Genomic DNA, 26,543 nt, shown 5'->3' with positions numbered 1-26,543 from the left:
TATCTTCGCGTCATGGACAACGACGTGACCCGGCTCGAACTCCGGCGCGAGTACCCGGACCCGATCGAAGACGTCTGGTCGGCGCTCACCGAACCCGCCCGGACGGCCCGCTGGATCGGCCCGTGGACGGGCGAGGCGGGGGTCGGCAACACGATCATGCTGACGATGACCGCGGAGGAGGGTTCCGAACCGGGACCGGCCGTCATCCGGGAATGCGATCCACCGAAGCGGCTGGTGATGGATCTGGGCGTGACCGATCAGCCCGCGTGGCGGGTCGAGCTGACCTTGACCGAGCGCGGCGAAGGAACGGTGCTCGAATTCGTGCACCTGCTGCCCGAGACCGACTGGGACACCTCGGACATCGTCAAAGGCTGGCATTTCTATCTCGACCGGCTGGGCGCCTCGCTCGTCGGCGAACCGGTGCCGGAGTGGGACACCTACACGCCGCCTAGTTTGGAGGCATGACCGATCGAGTACTGCTGATCACCGGCGCCTCCCGCGGGCTCGGCGAAGCCACCGCACGCCGGGCCGCGGCGGCCGGGTTCCGCCTCGCGTTGCTCGCCCGCGACCGCGAGGCGCTGCTCCCGCTCGTCGCCGAATTCGGCGATGATCGCGCGCTGGCGCTCGCGGCCGACGTCACCGACTGGACTTCGCTGTCCGCCGCGGTCGAAACGGTGAAGGACACCTTCGGCAGGCTGGACGCGGTGTTCGCCAACGCGGGGCAGAGCGTCGTCGTCTCGTTCTTCGGTGACGGCGGCACGGACCCGGAACAGTGGCGGGACATGGTGCTGACGAACGTCTACGGCACCGCCCTCACCGCGCGGGCGACCCTGCCGTCGCTCGCGGAGTCGAAGGGGCACCTCGTGCTCACCGGCTCGGTCGCCGGGCGCTACCACCGGCCCGGCAACCTCTACTCGGCGACGAAATGGGCGGTGACCGGCCTCGCCGGCTCCATCCGCGAGGAGGCCGTCGGCACCGGCGTCCGGGTCACGGTCGTGCAGCCGGGCCTGGTCGACACCTCGATGATCCCCGAGGACTCGAAGTCCAAGCCGAAACTGGAGCCCGACGACGTCGCGAGGGCGGTGCTCTACGCGCTGGAGCAGCCGCCCTCGGTCGACGTCAACGAGATCGTGGTCCGCCCGACCGGCCAGCTCCGCTAGCGCGGCAGCAGGGACTCGGCCAGCCGCCGCCACTGCGGCATGGCCGATTCGCCGGGTTCGACACCGATGACCTGGACACCGACGTGGTCGGCGCCCGCGTCGAGATGTCCGTGCAGTTTCGCGACGATGGTGTCGAGGTCGCCCCAGAACACGAGGTCGTCGACGAGCCGGTCGCTGCCGCGGCCGCCGTCGATGTCGGCTTCGGTGTAGCCGAGACGACGGAACTTGGCGACGTTGTACTCCGACGTCAGGTAGTCGTGCAGGTGTTCGCGGGCGATCTCGCGCGCCTTCCCCGGATCGGTTTCGAACAGCACGGCGTGCTCGACGCCGAGGAAGGCCTTCTCCCCCAGCACTTCCCTCGCCTGAGCGGTGTGCGGCACCGTCACGTGGTAAGTGTGCGCACCCTCGGACCGGTCGCGTGCCAGGCCGAGCATCTTCGGTCCGTACGCCGCGAGCAGCCGCCGGATCGGCGCCTCGGGCAGCGGATTCGCACTGGTGACGGTGTCGAGTTCGTCGAGGTACTCGCTCATCGCGTCGAGCGGCTTGACGCCGGGCTGCGCGCCACCGAAGCCGAGCCCCAGGACATGCCTGCCGGGATACGCGTCGGCGAGCAGCAGTGCCGCGCCGTGGGTCCAGCGCGCGCCGCGGGAGCCGATGCGCGCGATCCCGTTGACCACGGCCATCCGCTCGGTGGACGCGAGCAGGAATCCGGCGTGGGTCAGCGCCTCGCGCCCATCCCGTTCCGGGATCCAGATCGCGGGCCAGCCGAGTTCTTCCAGTTCCTGTACGGAATCCCGCAGCATGCTCGCGGGCTGATCCTCGAAGTCGAACGTCCAGATCCCGAAACGCCCCAGTTCCATCTGTCTCTCCTCAGGTCGAGTCCAACATATCGGAGTATCGCAGATTCTCGATATGTTATTCCCGGCGAGTTCAGATGGAGCGCCCCAGCAGGTCGACGAGCTGCGCGATCCGCCGCTCGTCGCGGCGGTAGTGCGTCCACTTCCCCACCCGCGTGGACTCGACGAGCCCGGCGCGCTGCAGCAACGCCATGTACGCGGACACCGTGGACTGCGCGAGCCCCAGCTTGGCCTGGAGATGACTGACGCAGACGCCGACCTCGTTCTGGTCGGCGATCGCCTTCTCCGGCGGGAAATGGCGGTCCGGCTCGCGCAGCCACCCGAGCACCTGGAGCCGGATGGGGTTGGCGAGCGCCTTCAGCACCTCGACCAGCTGCTCGGTGGTCTGCGGGACCGGTTCGGCTTGTGCGGTCATAGTCCTTCGAGCTTAGGCCGTCCCGAGGCGAGCGGCCCGCCCCTTCGCCCCACTCGCCCAGCACGCACCGCGGGCACAGTCGACGGAGTCCAGCGAGCCGGTGTCGAACGACTTCCAGTGCCGCCCGCCGTCCGGGCTCACGTCGCTTCCTCCGGGGCCGACGGCGAGCACCGTGTTCCCCAGCCACGCCAGACCCGAGCGGTAGCCGACCGGCGCCTCGGACGGCGTCCGCCAGGTGCGGCCCTTGTCCGCGCTGAGCGCGACCGCCGGGCCGGGCGCGTTCGGCGCCGCGTAGTCGCCACCGATCGCCACACCGTGCCGCGGATCCCGGAAGGTCACCGAAAAGACGCCCGCGGACGCGCCGCTGGGCAACGGGGTGTCGGCCGCCTCCCAGGTCTTCCCGCCGTCGCCGGAATGCAGGACCCGGGCGCGGGCACCGCCGCCGGTGGCGATCCACGCGTCACGCGGACCCGACGTCGTGAGGCACTGACCGCTGGCGGCGAAGCCGAACTCGCCGTCGAGCGCGGGGACCATGCCCTCGGCGGGGACGGGCTTCCAGGTGCGGCCGCCGTCCGAAGTGGACTGCAGCCGGAACTTGCCGTCCACCGGGTCGCTCATCGCGAGACCGCGCCGGTGGTCGAAGAACGCGAGACAGTCGTAGAAGGCGGCAGGCTCGCTGTTCTGGAAGGACAGTCGCCAGCTCGCGCCGCCGTCGTCCGTGCGGTAGATCCGGGACGCGTCGCCGGGACCGATCGACAGGGCGACCGCGTGCTCGGCGTCGAAGGCCTCGATGTCGCGGAAGTCGAGCGCCTCGGTACCGGCCGGAGCGACAGGCTTCCACGTGCGGCCGCGGTCGGTGGTGCGCAGGATGGTGCCCCTGCTGCCGCTGACCCACGCCGTACGGGAATCCACCGCGGACAGCCCTCGAAGCTGGGCGTCCGTGCCCGTCGGGGTCTCCACCCACGCGGGATCGGGACACTCCGGCGCGGCGTGCGCGACGCCGGTGAACGCCAGCGGGACGACCGCTCCCAGCAGGACCAGCAACGCACGGCGCATCGGCGCACCTCTCCCTCGAAGATCCGTGAAGGCCACCTTAGAGCGCGCGGCGCCCTCCGAGATGGCCTTCACGGAGTAATTCAGAGCGAGGAGATGAGCCTCTCGACGCGTTCGTCCACCGAGCGGAACGGGTCCTTGCACAGCACGGTCCGCTGCGCCTGGTCGTTCAGCTTGAGGTGCACCCAGTCCACGGTGAAGTCACGCCCGGCGGCCTGCGCGGCGGCGATGAAGTCACCGCGCAGCTTCGCCCGCGTGGTCTGCGGCGGGGTGTCCTTGGCCAGTTCGATCTCGCCGTCGTCGGTGACCCGCCGCACGAGCCCCTTCCGCTGCAGCAGGTCGAAGATGCCGCGGCCACGGCGGATGTCGTGATAGGCCAGGTCGAGCTGGGCGATCCGCGGGCTCGACAGATCCAGGTCGTGCTTGTTGCGGTAGCGCTCGACCAGCCGGTGCTTGATCGCCCAGTCGATCTCGGTGTCGATCTTGCTGAAGTCCTGCTGCTCGACCGCCTCCAGCGCCCGGCCCCACAGCTCGACGACGCGCTCGGACTGCGGCGACGAACCCGTCTCCTTGACGTGCTGGACGGCGCGGGCGTGGTACTCGCGCTGGATGTCCAGCGCCGACGCCTCGCGACCGCCGGCGAGCCGCACCTGGCGGCGGCCGGTGAGGTCGTGGCTGATCTCGCGGATGGCCCTTATCGGGTTGTCCAGCGTGAAGTCGCGGAACTGGACGCCCGCCTCGATCATCTCCAGCACCAGGTTCGCCGAGCCCGCCTTGAGCATCGTGGTCGGCTCGGCCATGTTCGAGTCGCCGACGATCACGTGCAGGCGCCGGTAGCGCTCCGCGTCGGCGTGCGGCTCGTCGCGCGTGTTGATGATCGGCCGCGAACGCGTGGTGGCGCTGGAGACGCCTTCCCAGATGTGTTCCGCTCGCTGGGACAGGCAGTACACGGCGCCACGCGGCGTCTGCAGCACCTTGCCCGCGCCGCAGATCAGCTGCCGGGTCACCAGGAACGGCAGCAGCACGTCGGCGATCCGCGAGAACTCCCCGGCACGGGTCACCAGGTAGTTCTCGTGGCACCCGTAGGAGTTGCCCGCCGAGTCGGTGTTGTTCTTGAACAGGAAGATGTCGCCGCCGATACCCTCGTCCGCCAGCCGCCGCTCGGCGTCGACCAGGAGGTCCTCGAGGATGCGCTCACCGGCCTTGTCGTGCGTGACGAGCTGGACGAGGTCGTCACATTCGGCCGTCGCGTACTCGGGGTGGGAGCCCACGTCGAGGTAGAGCCGCGAGCCGTTCGACAGGAAGACGTTCGACGAACGCCCCCAGGACACGACACGCCGAAACAGGTAACGCGCCACCTCGTCCGGGGAGAGCCTGCGCTGCCCGTGAAAGGTGCACGTGACCCCGTACTCGGTCTCGATGCCAAAGATCCGCCGCTGCATCCCACCAGAGTAGGCGGTGAGGACCCACTGACGGTGCGCCGTTCGGGCGGCGACACGCGGTCGGTACGTTGCATTCGGTGAAAGGTGTGCGGGAAGTCCCGATCGGGTATCACGCGCATGACGTCCCGGCCCGGAAGTGGGGAACCCGTGTTAAAGCAGCTCAAACGCCCTTTCCGCAAGGTCGGACGGACCGATCGGCGGTTGATGGCCCGCAGTGCGGCCCTGCCGAGGACCAGGGCCGACGACGTGATCACCTCACTCTCCAAAAGTGCGGACAAGTCCAAGCTCTGGTGGTGTGTCGCGATCGCCCTCGCGGCGAAGAAGGGCCCGACGCGCCGGGGCGCGCTCCGCGGCGTGGCCGCCATCGCCGGGGCGAGCGCGGCGGCGAACCTGATCGGCAAGCCGCTGTTCCCGCGCCGCCGTCCCGCCGCCGAGGAGGTGCCGATGCACCGGCGCCTCGTCCGGCGCCCGACGTCGTCCTCGTTCCCGTCCGGACACTCGGCGTCGGCGGCCGCCTTCGTCACGGCTGTCGCGATGGAATCGCCCAAGGCGGGTGCCGCCCTCGTGCCGCTGGCCGCCGCGGTCGCCTACTCCCGGGTCCACACTGGCGTCCACTGGCCCAGTGACGTCGGGGTGGGGATCGGCATCGGCGTCGGCGCGGGCCTGCTGACGCGGCACTGGTGGCCGCTGAACGACGACGTCCCCGGCCGCACCGCGCACACCGCCGAGGCGCCGGAGATGCGCGACGGCGAGGACATGCTCGTCCTGGTCAACCCGCATTCGGGGATCGACGGCCAGGACCCGACGGAGGAAGCCCGCTTCGCCTGGCCGAAGGCCACCATCCTGTACCCGGACGCGAAACGGGACCTGCGCGATCAGCTCTGCGACGAGATCGCCGCCCGCGACAACACCGTGCGCGCGCTCGGTGTCGCCGGTGGCGACGGGACCGTCGCCGCGGTGGCCGCCGTCGCGGCCGACCACGACCTGCCGCTCGCGCTCATCCCGGCGGGCACCCTCAACCATTTCGCCCGCGACGTCGGCATGCGTTCGATGCCCGACGCGGACGCCGCGACCGAAGCGGGCAACGCCGTCGGAGTCGACCTCGGCGAGGTCGAGATCAACGACGACGATGACCACCGCTACTTCGTCAACACCGCCAGCCTCGGCGGCTACCCGGAGATGGTCCGCATCCGGGAAAAGCTGCAGAAGCGGCACCCGAAGTGGCCGTCCGCGGCGATCGCGCTCGCTCGCACCCTCCGGCGCGCGAAGCCGCTCGAAGTGACCCTCAACGGCAAGCACACCAGCATCTGGCTGCTGTTCGTCGGCAACGGCACCTACTCGCCGAAGGGCTTCGCGCCCTCACGTCGCCCTGCCCTCGACACCGGGCTCCTAGACGTGCGCTACCTGCGCGCCGACGTGCCGTACTCGCGGGCGCGGTTCATCCTCGCCACGATCACGAACAGCCTCAACGCCAGCCACGTCTACCAGGAACTCGACGTCCCGGAGCTGCACGTCCGGCTGCTCAACGGCAACCGCCGGGTCGCCACCGACGGCGAGGTCGGCCCGCTCGGCAACGACTTCCGCTTCCGTTCGCGGCCCAGCGCGCTCACCATCTACCGGCTCTAGTTACCCAACAGCGCGGTGCCCAGCGGCGTCAGCGCGTGCAACACGGCGTTGCGGTCCCGTTCGGTGGTGATGAGCCCCGCGCGCCGCAACACGGCGGCGTGCTTGCTGGCAGCCGACGGGGTCACGCCCAAGCGGGCGGCCAGCTCCGACGTGCTGCAGCCGACCGCCAGGACCGCCAGCGTCGCCGCCCTCGTCGGGCCCAGCAGGTCGGCGAGGGCGGTGTCCGGCGATCTCCGCACGTCGCGGCCGTAGCCGGTCGACGGGGCCGCCTGCCGCACCGAGGGGTAGAGCAGCCGGACCGGTGATCGTCCCGCCGCCGGGACGATCACCGGGCACACCGCGAAGTACGTCGGCGAGATGATCAGCCCGCCGCCGTCCGTGCCGCAGGAACCGACGATCCCGTCGCCGACCTCCAGCACCGGCGAAGACCAGCGCACCAGCGGCCGCAGACTCGTGAGCATCGCGTCGGCGCCGTCGTGCAGGAGCAATTGCGCCCGCATTCCCCGGTCCGCGTCCACCTGTGCTCGTGCCGGCTCCCAGCCCGGCGCCAGCGACAGTTCGAAATAGTCCTGCATCGCCTGGACGAGCTTCGGCAGCCCGGCCGTGTCCCCGTCCGGCAATCCGGCCGCCCACGACGGCAGCTCCCGGTTCACCGGGAAATCCCGCAACGCCGATTTCAAGCACAGCGGGTCGGTGCGGGCGACTTCCGCGAGCCCCGCCTCCAAACCGCTTTCGTCCACGCCCGGCACGAGGAACGCGGGAATCGGCGCATACGGGCGGCACAACCACAACAGCACCGAAGCCGACTCCCCCAGGCCGAGCCGGACCCGATGCCGCCATCGGTTGAACAACGCCGAACCCGCGTCGCGCCGTTGCAGGATCTGCAGACTCGAAACCAGCTCGGCCAAGGGATCGGCTTCGGGCGCGAGCCGAACGCGCGTCAGGTCCTGCAACGTCAGCTCGATGCGCACGGATGTCCTCGCCTTGCTCGAAGTCGTCGCCGTGTGATCGCGAGGCGGGCCATTCCGTTACATCGCTGAACAGCCTTATTGCCGCTATCGGAAATCTCCTCGACGGCCGTGGTTCAGACCTGAATGATGTTCGGAGAAGGCCCGCTTCTCGGGGGTTTACGCGGAGCCTTCCACGAGGGGGATTCACCGGCTTGGCCTGCGGGCCGCGTTTCGTCGCGGCCTGTCGTCTTCCGCCGTTCCCCTTCGCTCACTGGGAGAAAACGCTTTCCACAAAGGGGAAAGAAAATGACGAAAATGAAGCGCCTGGCGGGAATCATCGCCGCCGCCGCGGGTGTCCTGACCCTGGTCACCGCTCCGGCCGCGACCGCGGCTCCGAAGCCCGTCGGCGACGGGTTCAACACGGTCACCGTCCACGGCATCAAGCTCATCCCGGTCAAGCGCACCTCGACCGGTGCGCGCACGCAGGCCGCGGGTGTCGCCGACGCGGACATGTACCTCATCCCGTCCGGGCTCAACCCGAACAAGTGCTGGGACGCCGACCTCAACACCATCAACCGCAACGGCACCAAGATGCAGCTCTGGGACTGCAACCTGAACGCGGACCACCAGGCGTTCTACATCACCGACAACCCCGAGGGCTACTCCCGCTTCCAGAACGTGGCCAGCGGCCGCTACCTGGACGCGGACCTCAACAGCATCAACAAGAACGGCACCATCGTCCAGCTCTGGGACTTCATCGCCGGTGCCAAGAACCAGTGGTGGGGCGGCACCGTCAACCCCGAGGGTTACGTCCGCTTCCAGAGCCCGGCCAGCGGCCGCTACCTGACCGCTGAAGGCAACTCGTCGACCAACGGCACGCGGCTCCAGCTGTGGAGCTTCATCGCCGGCGGCCGCAGCCAGTGGTGGGGCGACACCCCCGCCTGATCTCGGCTGATCGCTCCGTGAAGGCCTCCTTCCCTACTCTCAAGGTAGGGAAGGAGGCCTTCACGGCTTTCTGGCGTCCACGTCGCTCAAGTGATCCTTGAGTCGGTCCCCGGCGGCGAGGGCGGTTTGTCACGGAAGTCGTGAGTGGCATTTCGGGTTCTAACCCGAATCGCCACTCACGAGGCGGCACCTGCGACCGAACCGCCGCTCCCGTAGCCATCGCTCCGTGAAGGCCTCCTTGAGGGACTCTGGGTCCCTCAAGGAGGCCTTCACGGCGTTCCACTGTGTACAAACGTGGGGTGAGAACGCGAAGGGCCCCTTCCCAACGCGGGAAGGGGCCCTTCGCGTACAGAGAGGCTCAGTCCTTCTTGGACTCACCTTCGGGCTTGTCGCCGTCGGCGTCGTCCTTCTTCGGCTCTTCGGGCTCGGCGGGCAGCAGCGCCTCCAGTGCCGCACCGGCGACCCGGCGGAACTTGCGGCCACGCCGCTCCCGCTCCAGGACGGCGACCTCGAGCTTCACCGGGTCCGAATCGCCGTTCGCGGGTGTGGGAGTGTTGTCGCGCAACGCCTTCACCGCGACACCGAGCGCCGCGCCCAGCTCCATGTCCGGCTCGAAGCTCTCCTTCAGCTTGGTGGTGAGCGTGTCGGCCTGACCGCCCATCACGACGAACTTCGGCTCGTCGAAGATCGAACCGTCGTAGGTCAACCGGTACAGCTGGTCCTCGGCGGCGGTCGCGCCGACCTCGGCGACACAGACCTCGACCTCGAACGGCTTCAGCTGCTCGGTGAAGATGCTGCCCAGCGTCGCGGCGTACGCGTTCGCCAGCGCACGCGCGCTGACGTCCCGCCGGTCGTACTGGTAACCCTTCAGATCCGCGTGCCGGATACCGGCGACACGGAGGTTCTCGAACTCGCTGTAGCGGCCGACGGCCGCGAAACCGATCCGGTCGTAGATCTCCGACACCTTGTGCAACGTCGCCGAGGGGTTCTCGGCCACGAACAGCACGCCACCGCGGTACTTGAGCACGACCACGCTCCGGCCACGCGCGATGCCCTTGCGCGCGATCTCGGAACGCTCCCGCATCAACTGCTCGGGAGAGGCGTACAACGGCATCGTCACTGTGGTGCTCCGCTCTTTCGGGCTCTCATCGGGAAGGGGACAGGGAGAAGGGCTAGCGCCCGCGCTCGGCTCGTCCGGCCACGACCGCCTCGGCCACCGCGGTCGTCTGCTCGACCGGCAACGCCACCGCACCCTGCTCCGCGGTGACGGTCACGATCGTCGGGAAGATCCGGCGCACCAGATCCGGACCGCCGGTCGCGCTGTCGTCGTCCGCCGCGTCGTACAACGCCTCCACCGCCGTCCGGATCGCGCCTTCGGCGTCCGCGTCGGGGTCGTACAGCTTCTTCAGCGAGCCCTTGGCGAACAGCGAACCCGAACCGATGGCGTGATAGCCGGCGTTCTCCTCGTAGCGCCCGCCCGTCGCGTCGTACGAGACGATGCGGCCCGCGTGCTTCGCGTCCTCGGCGTCGAGGTCGTATCCGACGAACAGCGGCAGCACGGCCAGCCCGGCCATCGCCATCTCGAGGTTGGACTTCACCAGCCCCGCGAGCTTGTTCGTCTTGCCGTCGAGCGAGAGCGAGACACCCTCGATCTTCTCGTAGTGCGCCAGTTCGACCGCGTACAGCCGCACCATCTCGATCGCCAGCCCGGCCGAGCCCGCGATGCCCACCGCCGAGTACTCGTCGGTGACGTGGACCTTCTCCATGTCGCGCGAGGCGATCAGGTTGCCCGACGTCGCCCGCCGGTCACCGGCGATCAGCACCCCGCCCGCGAACTTGACCGCGACGATCGTCGTGCCGTGCGGCGCGTCCAGCCCGCCCGCGCCCGTCGCGACCCGCCGCTCCGGGAGCAGCTCGGGCGCCTGCGCCCGAAGGAAGTCCGAGAACGACGAGGTCGCCGACGAGAAGTACGCGGCGGGCAGCGCCGACTTACCCGAGGTGTGTTCCATACGTGCTCAAAGTTCCAATCTGTGTGATCCGCCGGCTCCGCACAGGCGGCCCCGGCCCGGGGCCGCCGGAAAACGAGCTACTCGCCGCCCTTTTGCACGTACGCGCGCACGAAGTCCTCGGCGTTCTCCTCGAGCACGTCGTCGATCTCGTCGAGGATCGTGTCGACGTCCTCACCGAGCTTCTCGCGCCGCTCCTGGCCCGCCGGACCGCCGCCCTCGAACTCTTCGTCCGAGTCGCCTCCGCCGTGCTTTTCGATCTTTTCCTGAGCCATCTCGCCTCCCGGTGTGGCCGATGTTTCCTAGCCTACCCAGCGGTCCCGACATTCCGTGGGATCCGTGATCGCTTAACCCCGATGAAAGGAAATCCCGCTAGTCCGAACCGGTGAGCGCCTCCACCAGCTCCTCGGCGGTCGCGGAGTCGTCCAGCAACTTCCCCACGTGGGCCTTCGTGCCCCGCAACGGCTCCAACGTCGGGATCCGCACCAGCGATTCCCTGCCGACGTCGAAGATGACCGAATCCCACGACGCCGCGGCGATGGAGTTGGCGTACTTCTCCAGCGTGCGGCCCCGGAAATAGGCCCTGGTGTCCGAAGGCGGGGTCGTGACCGCCTCCAGCACCTCCTCCTCGGTCACCAGGCGTTTCATCGAACCCCTGGTGACGAGCCTGTTGTACAGGCCCTTGTCCAACCGGACATCCGAGTACTGCAGGTCGACCAGCCGCAACCGCGGCGCGCCCCAGGCCAGCTGGTCCCGCGCGCGGTAGCCCTCGAGCAACCGCAGCTTCGCCGGCCAGTCCAGCCTGTCCGCGCATTCCTGGGGGTCCCGTGCCAGCGCGTCGAGGATCTCGCCCCAGACCCGCAGGACCTCCTTGGAGGCCTCGTCCGCGCCGGTGCGCTCCAGGTTCGCCGACGCGATCTCGTGGTAGGCGAACTGCAGGTCCAGCCCGGTGTACTTGCGCCCGTTGGCCAGCGACACCTTCGCCTTCAGCGTGGGGTCGTGGCTGATCTGGTGCACGGCCCGCACCGGCTCGTCCAGTTTCAGGTCGTCGAACCGGATACCCGCCTCGATCAGGTCCAGCACCAGTGCCGTCGTGCCGACCTTGAGATACGTCGAGTACTCGGCCAGGTTCGCGTCGCCGATGATGACGTGGAGACGGCGGTACTTGTCCGCGTCGGCGTGCGGCTCGTCGCGGGTGTTGATGATGCCGCGTTTGAGCGTCGTCTCCAGGCCGACCTCGACCTCGATGTAGTCGGACCGCTGCGAGAGCTGGAAGCCCGCTTCCTCGCTCTGCTGCCCGACGCCGACCCGGCCGGAACCCGTGATCACCTGACGGGAGACGAAGAACGGCGTCAGTCCCCCGATCACCGCGGTGAACGGGGTCGACCGCTGCATCAGGTAGTTCTCGTGCGTGCCGTAGCTCGCGCCCTTGCCGTCGACGTTGTTCTTGTACAACTGCAGCGGGGGTTGCCCGGGGACGGTGGCCGCCTTGCGCGCCGCCTCCTCCATGACCCGTTCGCCCGCCTTGTCCCAGATGACCGCGTCACGCGCGTTCGTCACCTCGGGCGCCGAGTACTCCGGGTGAGCGTGGTCGACGTACAACCGCGCCCCGTTGGTCAGGATCACGTTCGCCGCGCCGAGGTCCTCGACGTCCGGATCGTGCCCTGGGCCGCTCGGGCCGGTCAGGTCGAACCCGCGGGCGTCGCGCAGGGGTGATTCCACCTCGTAGTCCCAGCGTGCCCGCCTCGCCCGCGGGATGTCCGCCGCGGCCGCGTAGGCGAGCACGACCTGGGTCGAGGTGAGTACCGGGTTCGCCGTCGCGTCGCCCGGCACCGCGATGCCGTACTCGACTTCGGTTCCCATGATCCGCCGCATACCCACCACCCTACGGGGTCGGAGCCGTGCGACGATGCCCCCCATGTCAGGCAGTGACGAACTCGTTGCGCTCTATGACCTCGACGGAACCGCGGTGGGAGCGGCCACGCGCTCCCGGGTCCGCGCGGAGGGGCTCTGGCACGCCGCGGGCGTGGTGTTGGTCCGTTCGAGTGACGGAGAGCGTGTCTACGTGCATCTCCGTACGGCCACCAAGGACGTCTATCCCTCCACATGGGACTGCTGGGCGGGCGGCATCGTCGCCGCGGGCGAGACGCCGGAGGAATGCGCACGCCGGGAACTGGCCGAAGAACTGGGTGTTCACGGAGTGGAACTGCGCCCGCTTTTCGTCCACGTCACCGACGACGACACGATCCGTGCCCACAACTTCGCCTTCGAAACCCGCTGGGACGGCCCTTTCGTGCATCAGCCGTCCGAAGTGGTCGAAGGACGCTGGCTGACGCTGAGCGAGTTGCGTTCGTGGCTCGACGATCCCGAGAGCCGGTTCATCCCGGACGGCCGGCTGGGCGCCCTGGAATGGTTTCGGCGACGAGACTCGCGCTAGGCCGAACGGAGGCGCTGCGCGACGATCGGCAACAACCGCTTCGCCGCGTCCGTCGCCCGCGCTTCGGTTCCGGCGGTCACGCTGAGGGCGGAGACGAGTTTCCCCTTGGCAAGCAACACCGTGCACGTCTTGTCCTCGCACCAGGCGCGCTGGACCTCGATGCCGGTCTGCTTCGCCAGGGTGAGTTTCCTGCCTTCGCAGTCCGCCTGAGTGACGACATCCGACGCGTCCCGGTCGGTGTACTCGGTGACCTGGTGTTCCAGCGTCGAGCCGCTCGGGTACGACCACGACGCCGAACGGCTCGTGCCGCGGGTCAGACCGGTCAGACAGCCGGACACCTTGCTCTCGCCGGGAACGACCTCTTCCTCGGCGACGTCCTCGTCGGTCAGCAACGCGGCCGAGACGGCCGCTGGGACGGGAGCCTGGGTCGACGACGGCGGAACCGGGTTGGCCTGCGGCTTGACCGAAGGCTGCGCGGGCTCGACCGTGGGCGTCGGTGTCGGGTCGTCGTAGTAGGTGTCGAGGTCGTTGGGACGGTCGGCGCATCCCGACAGACCGAACAGCGCGACCGTCGCCACCGCGAGTACCTGCCGATGACGCACTCTCGAGTCCTCCCCGATGTCCCGCCTGACGTTTGCCGCGAGAGTAGTCCAGCCCTTCACCGCCAGCCGAGGCAGGACCTGTGCCGCCAGTACGCGGACGGCTCCTCGGCGAGCGTGGCGAGTTCCGCGAGTTCGTCGGCGGTCGGCTTCACCTTCGCGGCAACGAGATTCTCCCGCAGCTGCGCCGTACTCGACGGGCCGATGACCGCGACCGGCCGCCAGTCCTGCGCGAGCACCGCCGCGATGGCCACCGCGTCCGGTCCCGTCCCGTGCTCCCGCGCGATCCGCGCGAGCGGTGACGGCGGCTCGACCACGAGCCGTCCGTTCGCGACGGTTTCCTTGACCAGCACCCGTTTCCCGGCGGCGTGCGCTTCCGCGAGCGCCGGGCCGACGGAGGGTTCGAGCAGGTTCCACGTCGACTGCACGGCGCTGAACACCGGCGTTCCGGCCACTTCCAGCTCGAACGCCCGCCGCACCGCGTCCGCCTGGGCGGGCCCGGATGTGGAGAAGCCCACCGGGACACCACCGGCGGCGAGTTCGGCGAGCGCGCCGATCAGCCGGTCGTCGGTGAACAGTGGACTGTCCACAGTGAGCGAGTGGACCTGGTAGAGCGAGACCGCCTTCCCCAGCAGGTCAACGGTTTCCGCCCACTGCCCGGCGAACCGCGCCGCGGTGTGCTCCTTGACCTCGTGCACCGGCGCGTCGAGCTTCCACTCCCCCACGTAGCGGTAGCCCCATTTGCTCGACACCGTCACGTCCGCGTGCCCGCGGTCGGCGAGCCAGCCGGCCAGGAACTCCTCCGAAGAACCATACGAACGGGCGACGTCGATCCAGCGGACACCGGCGCCGTACGCGTCGTCCAGCACCGCGTAGGTCGCCGCGCGCATCGCCTCGAACTCGCGTCCCGGCGGCAACACCTCGGCCCGGCCGAGGTTGATGTAGGCGGGCCTGCCGAGTGCCGCCAGCCCGACGGCGATCCGGTCGCCGACGGGGATTTCCGTGTCCGTCACCGGGCTCCTTCGTTCTTGTGGCGGAGGATCGCGAGCCACTGGCTCGAATTCTGCGCCTGCCGGTGCAGCTTTTCGAGGCGGGCCGCCGGGGCCCGAACGTAACCCTTGCCGAACACCGGCGCGATCTGACGGAGGCTGGCGCCCTCCTCCCGCGCGGCGAGCAGTGCCCAGTCGGAGGCGTCGGCGCAAGCCGCGGAGGCGCGGCGCAACTCGCCCAGCAGCTCGATCAGTTCGGGCGCGCTCACCTCGCCCGCCCGGACGGCGGCGGCCGTGGTTTCCAGCCAGGCCAGGACATCGGCTTCGGTGATCGGCGCTCGCGGGCGCCCGGAGGATTCGCTCACGGCCCGGAAGTATAGGTCGTTATACGGCCGATCCGGCCGAGCGCCACGCGGGAGGCGTCGGACACAACGTCCGAAAACCGCTGGAGCGCAAGGGGGATGCCGGGATTCACTGGGCGCGGACTTGCGGAATCAGGAGAAGGACAATTGGGACGTTTCAGTATCGCGATCCGGTTCGCGGCGCTCGCGATCGTATGGGGTGCGAGTTTTCTGTTCATCAAGGTCGGCCTCACCGGCCTGTCGCCCGCTCAGGTGGCGCTCTCCCGCGTCTGCCTCGGCGCCGTGGCGTTGATAGCCATCGCCGCCTGGCGTCGTAAGCCACTCCCCCGCGATCCGGCCCTCTGGGGCCACCTCGCGGTCGTCTCCGTGCTGCTGTGCGTCATCCCGTTCCTGTTGTTCTCCTGGGCCGAGCAGTACATCTCCTCCGGGCTCGCCAGCATCTTCAACGCGACGACCCCGCTGATCACCATGCTCATCGCCGCCGCGGCCCTGCCGTCGGAACGGTTCACGAAGGCCCGCACGACCGGGCTGATCCTCGGATTCCTGGGAGTGCTCACCATCGTCGGGGTCTGGCAAGGGATCGACATCTCCCACGAGCTGACCGCGCAGCTGGCCTGCCTGGGCGCGACGACCTGCTACGGGATCTCGTTCGTCTACGTGCGACGGTTCATCTCCTGGCGGAACCTCGACGCGCCGACCATCGCGCTCGGGCAGGTCTGCTGCGGCGCCGTCGTGATGCTGGCGCTGGCGCCGTTCATCGCGACGACGCCGGTACGCCTCGACACGCCGATCGTGCTCAGCATGATCGCGCTCGGGGCGCTCGGCACCGGACTGGCGTACGCCTGGAACGCGTCGATCATCGCGGCGTGGGGCGCGTCGAACGCTTCGGCAGTGACCTACCTCACACCCGTCGTGGGTGTCCTGCTCGGTGTTCTCGTGCTCGACGAACCCCTGGCGTGGAACCAGCCCGTCGGCGCGCTGCTCGTCGTCCTCGGCATTCTGGCCGCGCACGGGCGGCTGAGCCTGCGCAAGAAGGTCGAAGAAGCCGTAGCCGTGTGACGCGAAGGGGCCCTTCACCGCAACGTATGCGGCGAAGGGCCCCTTCGGCTCGTGCTACAGGTACTGACCGGTGTTCGTGGCGGTGTCTATCGCCCGCCCCGAATCCTGGTTCTTGCCGGTGACGAGCGTGCGGATGTAGACGATCCGCTCGCCCTTCTTGCCGGAGATCCGGGCCCAGTCGTCCGGGTTGGTGGTGTTGGGCAGGTCCTCGTTCTCCGCGAACTCGTCGACGATCGCGTCCAGCAGATGCTGCACGCGCAGGCCGGGCTGCTTGGTCTCCAGCACCGACTTGATGGCCGACTTCTTCGCCCGGTCCACGATGTTCTGGATCATCGCGCCCGAGTTGAAGTCACGGAAGTACAGGACTTCCTTGTCACCGTTGGCGTAGGTGACCTCGAGGAACCGGTTCTCGTCCGTCTCTTCGTACATCCGCTCGACGGTGTGCTGGATCATCGCGTCGAAGGTCGCCTTCACGTCCCCGCCGAACTCGGCGAGGTCGTCCGCGTGGATCGGGAGACCGTCGGAGAGGTACTTGGAGAAGATGTCCTTCGCGCCTTCGGCGTCCGGACGCTCGATCTTGATCTTGACGTCGAGCCGGCCCGGCCGCAGGATCGCCGGGTCGATCATGTCCTCGCGGTTGGAGGCGCCGATGACGATGACGTTCTCCAGGCCCTCGACACCGTCGATCTCCGAAAGCAGCTGCGGGACGATCGTGGTCTCCACGTCGGAGGACACGCCCGAACCGCGGGTGCGGAAGATCGAGTCCATCTCGTCGAAGAACACGATCACCGGGGTGCCTTCGGAGGCCTTTTCCCGAGCCCGCTGGAAGATCAGGCGGATATGCCGCTCGGTCTCCCCGACGAACTTGTTCAGCAGTTCCGGACCCTTGATGTTCAGGAAGTAGGACTTCCCGTCCGCCGAGTCGCCGCGGGCTTCCGCGACCTTCTTGGCGAGCGAGTTGGCCACCGCCTTGGCGATGAGGGTCTTTCCGCAGCCAGGAGGCCCGTAGAGCAGCACGCCCTTCGGCGGACGCAGCTGGTACTCCTGGTACAGATCCGCGTGCAGGAACGGAAGCTCGACGGCGTCGCGGATCTGCTCGATCTGCCGGGTGAGGCCACCGATGTCCTCGTAGCGGACGTCGGGCACCTCCTCCAGCACGAGATCCTCGACCTCCGCCTTCGGCACGCGCTCGTAGGCGTAACCGGCCTTCGAGTCCACCAGCAGGGAATCGCCCGGCTTGAGGGGCTGTTCGGCCAACGGGTCGGAGAGCAGGACGACCCGCTCCTCGTCCGCGTGACCGACCACGAGCGCACGGGGGCTGCCGCCCTCGACGTCCGGGGCCAGCACCTCGCGCAGCGCGCAGACCTCGCCGATCCGCTCGAAGTCACCGCCTTCGACGACGGTGAGCGCCTCGTTGAGCCGCAACGCCTGTCCGCGCTGCAGCGACGAGACCTCGACCGCGGGTGAGACCGAAACCCGCATCTTGCGGCCCGCGGTGAACACGTCCACCGTGTTGTCCTCGTACGCGGTCACGAACACGCCGTAACCGCTCGGAGGCTGGGCCAGCCTGTCGACCTCCTCCCGCAACGCGAGCAACTGGCCACGCGCCTCGCGGAGCGTCTCGACCAGTTTCGTGTTGCGTTCCGTGAGTTGGCTCACGCGTTCCGACGCCTCGGCGAGTCGCTGCTCCAGCACTCGGTTCTGACGTGGGGAATCGGTGAGCTTCCGGCGCAGCAGGGCGACTTCCTCCTCGAGGAAGCGGATTTGACGTGCCTGCTCGTCGGACGTGGTTCCAGCTCCGGTCGTTTCTGAAGGGTCGGCCTCCTCGCGCCGACCTCCGGGAAGGTCATGATGCATCGGGCACCTCCTCGGAGTGCTTTTCATTCCACGGTACCGGCGATCACCGACAATAAAAGGCCTTTCCGCATCACAAGATCGGCGCGTCGCGTTCCGGACGACCCGCCAGCACGTACCTTCGCGACGCGCAAGGGGCCATCCCGGTGCCGGGTCCGGCGCACTCATGGTCACAATCCGTCCACCTGGCCTGACCTGCGACGGAATACCCGGCTCCGTCCGGGTGCAAACGGGTTTCCGGTCTCAGTTCGGCCCTAATCGAGCGGCGATCCGGCTCGATGGCTAGCATCGGGCGACGTTCGCCGGGGAGGCGGACCCGCAGGTCATGTTGAGCATTTTCGCAGAACAGCTAGGGGGCACCAGCCATGACATACCCGCCGCAGCAGCCCGGCGGCTACGGACAGGATCCGTACGGCCAGCAGGGCGGGTACCCGCAGAGCGGCCCCCAGCCGCAACAGGGATACCCCGGCGCCGGCCAGTACGGACAACAGGACCCGTACGGCCAGCAGCAAGGTGGTTACCCGCAGAGCGGTCCTCAGCCCCAGCAGGGATACCCCGGTGGCACGCAGCAGTTCGGCCAGCCGGATCCGTATGGGCAGCAGGGCGGCTTCAACGCGTACCCGCAGGAAGGCGGTTACGGCGGCGGAGAGCCACCCAAGAAAAAGAAGACCGGCCTGATCGTCGGCATCGCGATCGGCGCGGTCGTGCTGGTCGGTGGCGGTGTCACCGCACTGGTCATCGCGCTGAACTCCGGCGACGACAACCCGGTCGCCGCGCCGCCCTCCAGCAGCGCCGCACCGTCGGAGACCCCGTCCTCGTCGCAGAAGCCGAGCTCGACGCGCACCAGGTCCAGCTCGCCGAGCACGTCGTCGACCAAGAGCTCCGGTCCGGCGCCGGGTGGCAAGGCCACGCCGCAGGAGGTCTTCGAAGGCGCCGCGACTTCGTATAGCGCGGGTGACAAGAAGACGTTCCTCGACCTGATCTGCCGTAGCGAGAACACCAAGGACGAGGGCAAGCCGCTCGACCCGATCAAGCTCGAGATCATCGAGCCCGCCAAGGAAAGCGGCGACCGGGCGACCGGACGTTACCGCGCCACCCAGGGCACCAAGACCGCGGAAGGCACCATCACCGCGGCCAAGGAATCGGACCTGTGGTGCCTCAAGGACATCAAGGCCGACAAGAAGTGACCTACCCGTGACGGTGAGCCACAAGCTGACCGCCGTCGCGGTGGTTTGCGGCGCGGTCGTGGCCGGGGTCGTGGTGGGGCTGCTGCTGGTGGCCCCGTCCGGCTCCGACCCGGCCGCGTCGAGCAGTGTCACGCCCGAGCCGCGGCCGGGTTCGTCCCGGCCGGTGCCGGTGGATCCGGACGTGGCCGCGGTCGAGGTCGTCGGCAAGGCGATCGCCGCGGCCATCGTCAACCACGACGCGACCGCGTTCGGGAAGCTGACCTGTGTCCAGCAGTCCTCGGCCGATCTGGCCGAACTCGGCCGGAAGTGGGCCGCCGCGGGGAAGGTCACCGCGACCGTCCCCGATCCGCCGTCGGTCAGCGGCGACTCCGCCTCGGTGACCGTTCACGTCGAGGGTGCGGGCGGGCAGAAGGACACGCCTTTCCCGCTGAAGAAACGCGACGGCAAGTGGTGCGTGCCGTAGGCATCGGCCCGCGATCCGTGAAGGACCCCTTCCTCGCGCCTAGTGTCCTGCGTCAGAAGTTCGTGCCTTAAGTCCGTATCGGTGTCCAGTCGTGATGCGTGTGGGCTGGGTCGTGAGTGATAAAGAGCGTTCTAACGCGTTTTATCACTCACGACCCTTTCGACAAATCGGGCATGTAGACATCAATCAGACATTCAGCCGGCGAAGAGCGTCCCTGCGGGCATTCACGGCACATCCCCCTCATCGCATGTGACGATGGGCGCTTTACCCTCGCCCCATGCGGTGAAAGGCCCCTTCAGCCACCCCGAGGCCAGAAGAACCCAAGACACGACTGGTGTCCTTTGTGGACATAATCCGGTCGAGCCTCCTGCCAACCGCCCCGTTCGAAGATCCGGTCCGAATCACCAAGAGTGGCATCGACCAGCGCTCATACGACTTCGCCGGTGCCCTGCGCCAGGTGCCGGGAAAGGGTCCTTCAGGCGAGCACGGCCACCAGTATCGATCAGCCCTTGCCGGAGCGCCGGTGGACCCGGGGCGACACGGTCCCGTCCGCCAGACGGCGCGCCGTCAGCAGGAACGCGGTGTGCGCGACCATCCGGTGGTCCGGCCGCACCGCGAGGCTCACGACGTGCCACGGCCGCATGAGGGTCTCCCACGACTCCGGTTCGGTCCAGCATTGCTGATCCCGCAGGGCTTCCGTGATCCGCGAAAGTTGTGTGACCGTCGCCACATAGACCGTGAGCACGCCGCCGGGCACGAGATGCGCGGCGACCGTCTCCAGCTGGTCCCAAGGCGCCAGCATGTCGAGGACGACGCGGTCGACCTCGCCGGTGTGCGTCGACAGGTCCGCGACCGTCAGCGACCAGTTGTCCGGCTTGTGGCCGAAGAACGTCTCCACGTTCCGCTCGGCGTGTTCGGCGTGGTCGTCCCGGATCTCGTAGGACTGCACGGTGCCTTCCGAACCGACCGCACGCAGCAGCGAGCAGGTCAGCGCGCCGGAACCGGCACCGGCCTCGAGCACCCGCGCCCCCGGGAAGATGTCGCCCCACATCACGATCTGCGCGGCGTCCTTCGGGTAGATCACCTGCGCGCCACGCGGCATCGACAACACGTAGTCGGGCAGCAGCGGGCGCAGCGCCAGATAGTGGCTGCCGCCGGCCGAAGTGACGACCGAACCCTCCTGCGCACCGATCACGTCGTCGTGCGCCAGCGCGCCGCGGTGGGTGTGATACTGCTGTCCCTCGGCGAGCACCATGGTGTAGTGCCGCCCTTTGGAGTCGGTCAGCTGAACCCGGTCACCAACACGAAACGGCCCACGGACCGACACTGAACCTCCATACGCGCGAATGATCGACGACCGATCCTCGCAGGTGGCCGTACCGCGCTACGCCGGGGGTCGGCTCCGGGTCATCGCGGCGCGCAGGTCTTCCCGCCGCAGCACCCCCGCGGGCCTGCCTTCGTCGTCCACGACGAGGAACTGCCACGCGGCGGTTTCCCTGACCCGCTCGGCGATCTCCTCCCCCGACTCCGAGGAGAGCAGCACGGTGTCGGCGCGGATCGGCTCCGCGGCCATCTCCGCGGGCGCGTGCGGCGACGTCCCGGCCAGTTGTGCGGCGGCCGTCTCGTCGAGCAGCCCGGCGGCGACGCCGTCGGCGCGCACCAGGACCACCCCACGGCCCGCCGAAGCGGCCAGCGCGTCCGAGACGGGGCTTTCCGCGGGAAGCTGGAGAACGGGCCGGATGAGTTCGCTCAGCCGTACGCCTTCCGGCCAGCCTCGGCGTGTTTCGGCGGCGAGTTCGCTTCGCGCGCCGAGGATCACGAACCACGCGGTCACGACGCAGACACCGAGGCGGAGCCAACGGTCCTCGCTGCCCGCCGCCAACCCCCACAGCGCCCAGACGACCAGGCCCGCCGCGACGACACCGCCGCCGACGACCGCCGCGCGCGTGCCCTTCTCGCGGCGTCCCGTGGCGGCCCAGACCCCGGCGCGGACCAGCCGTCCGCCGTCGAGCGGAAGTCCGGGAAGGAGGTTGAAGATCCCGACGGCGAAGTTCGCGACGGCGCATTCGGCGATGAGCAGCCAGGCGGCGCTCTCCGGCGGGACGGCGAACATCAGCAGTCCGCAGAATCCGCCGAGCAGCAACGAAACCACCGGTCCCGCGGCGGCGACGAGCCCTTCCTGCCGAGGCTGGCGGGGAGTCCTGGCGACCTCGGAGAGGCCGCCGAGCAGGAACAACCGCAGGCGCCGGACCGGGATGCCGAGGCGCAGCGCGACCAGGCAGTGCCCGAGTTCGTGCGCGAGCACCGACAGTCCGAGAAGGACCGCGAACGCGGCGGCCAGCAGCCAGGAGGTCAGCGTGGTGACGCCGGGCAGGATCCGGCCGACCAGCGGCGTGTAGAGCACCACGATGATCAGGGAGCCGATCCACCACGAAGGGGCCAGCAGCACGGGGATCCCGGAGACCCGGAACAGCAGGAGCCCACCCTCTGGTGCCACGCCTCGTCGAGGCGGGCCCTGCTCACCCGTCACCGCCATGTGTCGAAGCGTAGATGCCCAGGTGTGGGGTGCCGGTAACCCGCCCTTCCCGTCCGGGTGGTGTCGGTCATGCCACTCCGGTCCGTCGCGGTCCCGAAACTGTCGGTACCCGGCGATACGCTTCCCCCATGCCCGACACCGACACGGTCACCGCCGATCCGCCGCCCGGCGCCGAAGTCCCGCGCCGTCGGCCGGCCCTGTCCCCGTCGCGTGCCAGCGACTTCAAGCAGTGTCCGCTGCTCTACCGCTTCCGCGCGGTCGACAGACTGCCCGAGATCCCGACCAAGGCCCAGCTGCGCGGCACGCTGGTGCATTCCGTGCTGGAGCGCCTGTTCTCCCTTCCGCAGGCCGATCGCACGCCGCCGCAGGCCAAGGAGCTGCTCGCGCCGGCGTGGGAGGAGCTGTCTTCGGAGCGTCCGGAGTGGATCGAGCTGTTCGATCAGGAGGATCCCGAGGCCGTGACGTCGTGGCTCGCGTCGGCCGAGCAGCTCGTCGACACCTACTTCGGCCTGGAGGATCCGCGCCGCCTGGAGCCGGAAGCGTGTGAGCTGCACGTCGAGATCGAACTGGGATCCGGAGTGCTGCTCCGGGGCTACGTCGACCGGCTGGACGTGGCGCCGACCGGTGAGATCCGCGTCGTCGACTACAAGACCGGTGCCGCGCCCCGCGAGATCGGCGAGGCCAAGGCGATGTTCCAGATGAAGTTCTACGCCGTGGTCCTCTGGCGGCTTCGCGGTGTCGTGCCGCGCCAGCTGAAACTGATGTACCTCACCGACGGGCAGTCCCTGGCCTACACACCCGACGAGGGCGAGCTGATCCGCTTCGAGCGCACGCTGGAGGCGATCTGGCAGGCGATCCTCAAAGCGGGCAAGACCGGCGACTTCCGACCGAATCCGAGCAAACTCTGCGCGTGGTGCGATCACCAGGCCCTCTGCCCGCAGTACGGCGGCACTCCCCCGCCGTACCCGGGCTGGCCGGAGCCGGATCCCGGCGAGGAGTCCGTATTGGACCGTGCGGATTAGGGTGCTTATGTGACAGACGCTTTTTACGTGCCGTCAGGTGACGGCGTCTTCCTTCCGACCCCGCACACCGCCGGCCCGTGGACCCCGGACGCGCAGCACTTCGGGCCGCCCTCGGCGTTGCTGGTCCGCGCGCTCGAAGAGGTCGAGGCGCCCCACGCGAGTCAGCTGGCCCGGGTGACGGTCGAGATCCTCGGGCCCGCGCCGCTGAAGGAGCTGTCGGTACGGGCCCGGGTGGAACGGCCGGGCCGATCGGTCGAGTGGCTGACGGCCGAGCTCTCCCACGGCGAGCGGGTCGTCGCCCGTGCTTCGGCGTGGCGCATCGCGACGTCGGACACCACCGCGGTGGCCACGGCGGATGCTCCCGCGCTGCCGTCGCCGGACGGGCTGCCCGCGTCGAACTGGCCCGAGGGCTGGCTCGGCGGGTACCTGCAGGCCGTCGAGTGGCGCAGCGTCAAGGGTGCGCTGGACGAACCCGGCCCCGCGACCGTCTGGGGCAGGCAGCGCGTCGCGCTCGTGGACGGGGAGAAGCCGAGCCCGCTGCAGCGGTTGTTCGTGCTGGCGGATTCCGGCAACGGGATCTCGAACTTCCTGGACCCGCGGGAGTGGTGGTTCATCAACTCCGAGCTGACCGTGCACCTCCGCCGTCCGCCCCTCGGCGACTGGATCGGCGTCGACGCGGCCACCCTGGTCGGCCCGAACGGGATCGGCACGGCGACGACGACGCTGCACGACACGTCGGGCCCGATCGCCTCCGGGGCGCAGGCCTTGCTGGTGCGACCGCGACAGGCGGGCTGATAGACGCGCTTTCTCGGCGGGTTTCCAATAGCCTTCCCGGAACAACAGACACAGGGAGCGCTTCGGCATGCAGATCACCTCGGTGGTCAACCAGAAAGGCGGGGTCGGCAAGACCTCACTCAGCGTGGGCGCGGCGGCCGCACTGGCCGAACGCGGCCGCCGGGTGCTGCTGATCGACCTCGACCCACAGGGCCACGCGACCACTGAACTCCTCGGCCTGGACGAGGTGGCACCGGACATGCCCAGCCTCGCGAAAGCCCTGACCAAGGTGTGGAAGGGCCCGATCGAGGAACTCGTCGTCCGGCATCCGCGCAGCAATCTCGGGCGGGGCGGCGCGTTCGACGTCATCCCGACCTCGCCGGGGATGTTCGACCTGATCCGGCGGCTGGACCAGTTCCGGGTGCCCGGCTGGCAACTGGCCAGGGTCATCCAGTTCGCCAACTACGACCACATCATCATCGACTGCCCGCCCGCGCTCGACGTGCTGACCAACAACGCGCTCGCCGCTTCGCACGGGATCCTCGTGCCGGTGCAGCCGGACCGGACGAGCATCCGCGCGCTGCGCCTGCTTTCGGACCAGGTGCGTTACGTCGAACAGACCGTCGGCCGTCCGCCGATCGCCTACTACGGTCTCGTGCCGGGGCTGTACCGCCGCCCGATCTCGCATTACGCGGCCGCGGCGTTGCAGGAGCTGTACGCGTTCGGGATCCCGATGCTGTCGCACGTCCCGCTCGGCGTCGTGATGAACGAGGCCGCCGCGCACGGCGTTCCGGTGACGACGTACGCGCCGGAAACGCTGCAGGCACTGTCGTTCCGGGAGATCGCGGAGACGCTCGACGGCTACCTGCGGAATCATCCGGCCGCGGCGATCGTGCCCGCGGACGAGGAGTTCGTCTTCGAGGACTTCATCACCGAGGTCTCGGTGACTCGCAGCGCCAAGGACAACGGGGCGCGCAAGAAGCTCTACGACCTGATGCCCAAGAAGCCCAACCGGCCCCGCTAGCCAATGCCATGAAGGGTCCTTTCCTTGCAAATTTTGCAAGGAAAGGACCCTTCATGGCGTCTGGAGCGGGGTCAGAGGCGGCAGGCCCGGATGTCCGAAGCGAGGACCGCCTTGGCGCCGGTCTCGGCGAGCTCGTCCATGATCCGGTTGACCTCCTTGCGCGGCACCATCGCCCGCACGGCCACCCAGTCCGCGTCGGCCAGCGGCGCGACGGTCGGCGACTCGAGACCCGGCGTGATCGCGATGGCCGCGTCGAGCAGCGACCGCGGGCAGTCGTAGTCCAGCATCATGTAGTGCTGGGCGAAGACGACACCCTGCAGCCGCGCCTTCAGCTGATCCTTGGGCCGGGTGTGCTCGGTGCCCGCCCGCTGCAGCAGCACCGCCTCCGACACGCAGATCGGGTCCCCGAAGGCCACGAGGTTGTGCTGGCGCAACGAACGTCCCGACTCGACGACGTCCGCGATGGCGTCGGCCACGCCGAGCTGGATCGAGATCTCGACGGCGCCGTCGAGGCGGATGACCTCCGCCTCCACCCCGTGCTGCTTCAGGTTCTCGCGCACGAGCCGCGGGTACGACGTCGCGAGCCGCTTGCCCTGCAGGTCTTCGGCCCGCCACTCCCGGCCCGCCGGCGCGGCGTACCGGAAGGTGGAACCGCCGAAGCCGAGGCCGAGGATCTCCTCGACCGGGGCGCCGGAGTCGAGCGCGAGGTCGCGGCCGGTGATGCCGAGGTCCAGTTCGCCGGATCCGACGTAGATCGCGATGTCCTTGGGACGCAGGAAGAAGAACTCGACCTCGTTGACCGTGTCGAGCACGGTCAGGTCGCGGGCCTCATGTCGCTTGCGGTAGCCGGCCTCTCCGAGCATCTCCGACGCGGCGGCGGCGAGGGCTCCCTTGTTCGGCACGGCGACACGCAGCATTGCTTCTCCTTGGTTCTCCGGACGCGAACGCGTCACAGGTACCGGTACACGTCCTCTGTCGACAGTCCTCGGCCGAGCATGAGCACCTGTACGCGGTACAGCAGCTGTGAAATCTCCTCGGAGAGCCTGTCGTCGGATTCGTGCTCGGCGGCGATCCACACCTCGCCCGCCTCTTCGAGCACCTTCTTGCCCTGCGCGTGCACTCCCGCGTCCAGCGCGGCGACGGTGCCGGAACCGTCAGGGCGCGTGCGGGCGCGCTCGGCAAGCTCGGCGAACAGCTCATCGAAGGTCTTCACGGTCTGGAGATCCTTCCATCCGCGCCCGCGTCGCGCTGCCCCGGGCCGGTGTGTTGCCGCTCGCGTCACACTTCAGAACAGCGCGGCGCCGCCCCGTTCGAAGTCGAGCAGGTGCCGTTTCCGTTCGACGCCACCGCCGTAACCGGTGAGATCGCCGTTCGACCCGATCACGCGATGGCAGGGCACGATGATGCTGATGGGGTTCTTCCCGTTCGCGAGGCCGACCGCGCGCGACGCGGTGGGCCTGCCCAAACGGTCGGCGAGCTGACCGTAGGAAACCGTCTCGCCATATGGGATCCCGAGCAGGCCTTCCCAGACCATCCGCTGGAATTCGGTGCCGCCGAAGCTCAGCGAAAGATCGAATTCCTTCCGCTGTCCGGCGAAGTACTCCTTCAGCTGCTTCTCGGTGTCGACGAAGATCGGCGCGCCCGGGTCCGGGTGGCCGAAGCTCTCCTCGGCCGGACGGTGCCGCTGCTGGACCATGTAGACCCCGCAGAGGCTTTCGCCGTCCGCGACCAGGGTCAGCTTGTCGTAGGGGCTGTCGATGACGGTGTGCGTGCGCATGGCGTT

General features: G+C 69.0%; 29 protein-coding genes. 11 read left to right on the top strand and 18 right to left on the bottom strand.

Annotation, left to right across the window (positions count from 1 at the left end; all coding sequences use genetic code 11):
- Nucleotides 1-12 precede the first annotated feature (12 nt).
- Complete coding sequence (locus AB8M46_RS18910; RefSeq protein ID WP_037337539.1) at nucleotides 13-465, top strand: SRPBCC family protein; 453 nt, start codon at nucleotides 13-15, stop codon at nucleotides 463-465.
- Complete coding sequence (locus tag AB8M46_RS18905) at nucleotides 462-1,160, top strand: SDR family oxidoreductase (protein WP_394360975.1); 699 nt, start codon at nucleotides 462-464, stop codon at nucleotides 1,158-1,160. The genes AB8M46_RS18910 and AB8M46_RS18905 overlap by 4 nt, the downstream gene beginning before the upstream one ends.
- Here the strand turns inward: AB8M46_RS18905 and AB8M46_RS18900 are convergent.
- The 4 genes from AB8M46_RS18900 to pafA all read right to left on the bottom strand — a co-directional run bounded on the left by AB8M46_RS18900 (nucleotide 1,157) and on the right by pafA (nucleotide 4,927).
- Nucleotides 1,157-2,020 (bottom strand): TIGR03620 family F420-dependent LLM class oxidoreductase, encoded by an 864-nt coding sequence (locus AB8M46_RS18900; protein WP_394360974.1) that lies wholly within the window; start codon nucleotides 2,018-2,020, stop codon nucleotides 1,157-1,159. The genes AB8M46_RS18905 and AB8M46_RS18900 overlap by 4 nt on opposite strands.
- 70 nt (nucleotides 2,021-2,090) lie before the next feature.
- A complete protein-coding gene (locus AB8M46_RS18895; protein ID WP_037337530.1) occupies nucleotides 2,091-2,432 on the bottom strand; it encodes a helix-turn-helix transcriptional regulator in 342 nt (113 codons plus the stop codon).
- A 12-nt stretch (nucleotides 2,433-2,444) separates the two neighbouring features.
- The gene (locus AB8M46_RS18890) at nucleotides 2,445-3,488 is read right to left on the bottom strand and encodes an oxidoreductase (protein ID WP_038513860.1); all 1,044 of its coding nucleotides are present in this window, start codon (nucleotides 3,486-3,488) and stop codon (nucleotides 2,445-2,447) included.
- An 80-nt stretch (nucleotides 3,489-3,568) separates the two neighbouring features.
- The gene (gene pafA / locus AB8M46_RS18885; protein ID WP_037337524.1) at nucleotides 3,569-4,927 is read right to left on the bottom strand and encodes a Pup--protein ligase; all 1,359 of its coding nucleotides are present in this window, start codon (nucleotides 4,925-4,927) and stop codon (nucleotides 3,569-3,571) included.
- A 147-nt stretch (nucleotides 4,928-5,074) separates the two neighbouring features.
- Here pafA and AB8M46_RS18880 point away from each other — a divergent pair, with 147 nt between their 5' ends.
- On the top strand, nucleotides 5,075-6,553 hold the full coding sequence (locus tag AB8M46_RS18880; RefSeq protein ID WP_037337521.1) for a bifunctional phosphatase PAP2/diacylglycerol kinase family protein: 1,479 nt from the start codon (nucleotides 5,075-5,077) through the stop codon (nucleotides 6,551-6,553).
- On the opposite strand, the gene AB8M46_RS18875 is transcribed toward AB8M46_RS18880, so the two are convergent.
- Nucleotides 6,550-7,524 carry a metalloregulator ArsR/SmtB family transcription factor gene (locus AB8M46_RS18875; RefSeq protein ID WP_350596662.1) on the bottom strand — a complete coding sequence of 325 codons (975 nt, stop codon included), beginning with the start codon at nucleotides 7,522-7,524 and terminating at the stop codon, nucleotides 6,550-6,552. The genes AB8M46_RS18880 and AB8M46_RS18875 overlap by 4 nt on opposite strands.
- Before the next feature lie 285 nt (nucleotides 7,525-7,809).
- Between AB8M46_RS18875 and AB8M46_RS18870 the strand changes: the two genes are divergently transcribed.
- Nucleotides 7,810-8,448, top strand: a complete 639-nt coding sequence (locus tag AB8M46_RS18870) for an RICIN domain-containing protein (protein WP_394360973.1) — start codon at nucleotides 7,810-7,812, stop codon at nucleotides 8,446-8,448.
- 358 nt (nucleotides 8,449-8,806) lie between these two features.
- On the opposite strand, the gene prcA is transcribed toward AB8M46_RS18870, so the two are convergent.
- The 4 genes from prcA to dop all read right to left on the bottom strand — a co-directional run bounded on the left by prcA (nucleotide 8,807) and on the right by dop (nucleotide 12,329).
- On the bottom strand, nucleotides 8,807-9,568 hold the full coding sequence (gene prcA, locus AB8M46_RS18865; protein WP_037337513.1) for a proteasome subunit alpha: 762 nt from the start codon (nucleotides 9,566-9,568) through the stop codon (nucleotides 8,807-8,809).
- Nucleotides 9,569-9,620: 52 nt separating this feature from the next.
- Nucleotides 9,621-10,457: a proteasome subunit beta gene (gene prcB, locus AB8M46_RS18860; RefSeq protein ID WP_038513874.1), complete on the bottom strand. Its 837-nt coding sequence runs from the start codon at nucleotides 10,455-10,457 to the stop codon at nucleotides 9,621-9,623.
- A gap of 77 nt (nucleotides 10,458-10,534) precedes the next feature.
- A complete protein-coding gene (locus tag AB8M46_RS18855) occupies nucleotides 10,535-10,729 on the bottom strand; it encodes a ubiquitin-like protein Pup (protein ID WP_005150863.1) in 195 nt (64 codons plus the stop codon).
- Nucleotides 10,730-10,826: 97 nt separating this feature from the next.
- Nucleotides 10,827-12,329 (bottom strand): depupylase/deamidase Dop, encoded by a 1,503-nt coding sequence (gene dop / locus AB8M46_RS18850; protein WP_016334163.1) that lies wholly within the window; start codon nucleotides 12,327-12,329, stop codon nucleotides 10,827-10,829.
- Between the two features lie 43 nt (nucleotides 12,330-12,372).
- Here dop and AB8M46_RS18845 point away from each other — a divergent pair, with 43 nt between their 5' ends.
- Entirely contained in the window at nucleotides 12,373-12,891 is a 519-nt protein-coding gene (locus tag AB8M46_RS18845) for an NUDIX hydrolase (RefSeq protein ID WP_037337505.1), read from the top strand.
- Here the strand turns inward: AB8M46_RS18845 and AB8M46_RS18840 are convergent.
- From AB8M46_RS18840 to AB8M46_RS18830, 3 genes are read right to left on the bottom strand one after another with little or no spacing between them, the layout of a single operon-like run.
- Nucleotides 12,888-13,493, bottom strand: coding sequence for a hypothetical protein (locus tag AB8M46_RS18840; RefSeq protein WP_378428244.1), 606 nt, complete (start codon nucleotides 13,491-13,493; stop codon nucleotides 12,888-12,890). The genes AB8M46_RS18845 and AB8M46_RS18840 overlap by 4 nt on opposite strands.
- Before the next feature lie 56 nt (nucleotides 13,494-13,549).
- Entirely contained in the window at nucleotides 13,550-14,503 is a 954-nt protein-coding gene (locus AB8M46_RS18835; protein ID WP_378428242.1) for an aldo/keto reductase, read from the bottom strand.
- Entirely contained in the window at nucleotides 14,500-14,844 is a 345-nt protein-coding gene (locus AB8M46_RS18830) for a hypothetical protein (RefSeq protein WP_037337498.1), read from the bottom strand. The genes AB8M46_RS18835 and AB8M46_RS18830 overlap by 4 nt, the downstream gene beginning before the upstream one ends.
- A gap of 144 nt (nucleotides 14,845-14,988) precedes the next feature.
- On the opposite strand from AB8M46_RS18830, the gene AB8M46_RS18825 reads away from it, so the two are divergent.
- Entirely contained in the window at nucleotides 14,989-15,900 is a 912-nt protein-coding gene (locus AB8M46_RS18825; protein WP_394360972.1) for a DMT family transporter, read from the top strand.
- A gap of 54 nt (nucleotides 15,901-15,954) precedes the next feature.
- Here the strand turns inward: AB8M46_RS18825 and arc are convergent, their stop codons facing one another.
- Complete coding sequence (gene arc, locus AB8M46_RS18820) at nucleotides 15,955-17,757, bottom strand: proteasome ATPase (RefSeq protein ID WP_037337492.1); 1,803 nt, start codon at nucleotides 17,755-17,757, stop codon at nucleotides 15,955-15,957.
- Nucleotides 17,758-18,119: 362 nt separating this feature from the next.
- Between arc and AB8M46_RS18815 the strand changes: the two genes are divergently transcribed.
- Both AB8M46_RS18815 and AB8M46_RS18810 read left to right on the top strand, forming a co-directional pair.
- Entirely contained in the window at nucleotides 18,120-18,941 is an 822-nt protein-coding gene (locus tag AB8M46_RS18815; protein ID WP_037337488.1) for a hypothetical protein, read from the top strand.
- Nucleotides 18,942-18,948: 7 nt separating this feature from the next.
- Entirely contained in the window at nucleotides 18,949-19,404 is a 456-nt protein-coding gene (locus tag AB8M46_RS18810; RefSeq protein WP_081975778.1) for a hypothetical protein, read from the top strand.
- A gap of 502 nt (nucleotides 19,405-19,906) precedes the next feature.
- Here the strand turns inward: AB8M46_RS18810 and AB8M46_RS18805 are convergent.
- Nucleotides 19,907-20,731, bottom strand: coding sequence for a tRNA (adenine-N1)-methyltransferase (locus AB8M46_RS18805; RefSeq protein WP_394360971.1), 825 nt, complete (start codon nucleotides 20,729-20,731; stop codon nucleotides 19,907-19,909).
- A gap of 57 nt (nucleotides 20,732-20,788) precedes the next feature.
- Nucleotides 20,789-21,940, bottom strand: coding sequence for a M50 family metallopeptidase (locus AB8M46_RS18800; protein WP_394360970.1), 1,152 nt, complete (start codon nucleotides 21,938-21,940; stop codon nucleotides 20,789-20,791).
- Nucleotides 21,941-22,068: 128 nt separating this feature from the next.
- On the opposite strand from AB8M46_RS18800, the gene AB8M46_RS18795 reads away from it, so the two are divergent.
- The 3 genes from AB8M46_RS18795 (at nucleotide 22,069) to AB8M46_RS18785 (ending at nucleotide 24,760) form a co-directional block, all read left to right on the top strand.
- Nucleotides 22,069-22,962 (top strand): RecB family exonuclease, encoded by an 894-nt coding sequence (locus tag AB8M46_RS18795; protein WP_037337482.1) that lies wholly within the window; start codon nucleotides 22,069-22,071, stop codon nucleotides 22,960-22,962.
- A 9-nt stretch (nucleotides 22,963-22,971) separates the two neighbouring features.
- On the top strand, nucleotides 22,972-23,757 hold the full coding sequence (locus AB8M46_RS18790) for a thioesterase family protein (protein WP_394360969.1): 786 nt from the start codon (nucleotides 22,972-22,974) through the stop codon (nucleotides 23,755-23,757).
- A gap of 67 nt (nucleotides 23,758-23,824) precedes the next feature.
- Nucleotides 23,825-24,760, top strand: a complete 936-nt coding sequence (locus tag AB8M46_RS18785) for a ParA family protein (protein WP_037337476.1) — start codon at nucleotides 23,825-23,827, stop codon at nucleotides 24,758-24,760.
- 71 nt (nucleotides 24,761-24,831) lie between these two features.
- Here the strand turns inward: AB8M46_RS18785 and hisG are convergent, their stop codons facing one another.
- The 3 genes from hisG to AB8M46_RS18770 form a co-directional block, all read right to left on the bottom strand.
- On the bottom strand, nucleotides 24,832-25,677 hold the full coding sequence (gene hisG / locus AB8M46_RS18780; RefSeq protein ID WP_037337473.1) for an ATP phosphoribosyltransferase: 846 nt from the start codon (nucleotides 25,675-25,677) through the stop codon (nucleotides 24,832-24,834).
- Between the two features lie 32 nt (nucleotides 25,678-25,709).
- Nucleotides 25,710-25,973, bottom strand: coding sequence for a phosphoribosyl-ATP diphosphatase (locus tag AB8M46_RS18775; protein WP_016334149.1), 264 nt, complete (start codon nucleotides 25,971-25,973; stop codon nucleotides 25,710-25,712).
- 72 nt (nucleotides 25,974-26,045) lie between these two features.
- Complete coding sequence (locus tag AB8M46_RS18770) at nucleotides 26,046-26,537, bottom strand: methylated-DNA--[protein]-cysteine S-methyltransferase (RefSeq protein ID WP_350581268.1); 492 nt, start codon at nucleotides 26,535-26,537, stop codon at nucleotides 26,046-26,048.
- Between the last annotated feature and the right edge of the window lie 6 nt (nucleotides 26,538-26,543).

The sequence above is a fragment of the Amycolatopsis sp. SB7-3 genome (assembly GCF_041021335.1).
In the GTDB taxonomy this organism is placed as follows: Bacteria; Actinomycetota; Actinomycetes; order Mycobacteriales; family Pseudonocardiaceae; genus Amycolatopsis; species Amycolatopsis japonica.
The sequence above is the reverse complement of the archived record's forward strand: the minus strand, read 5'-3'. Positions and strand labels throughout refer to the sequence as shown.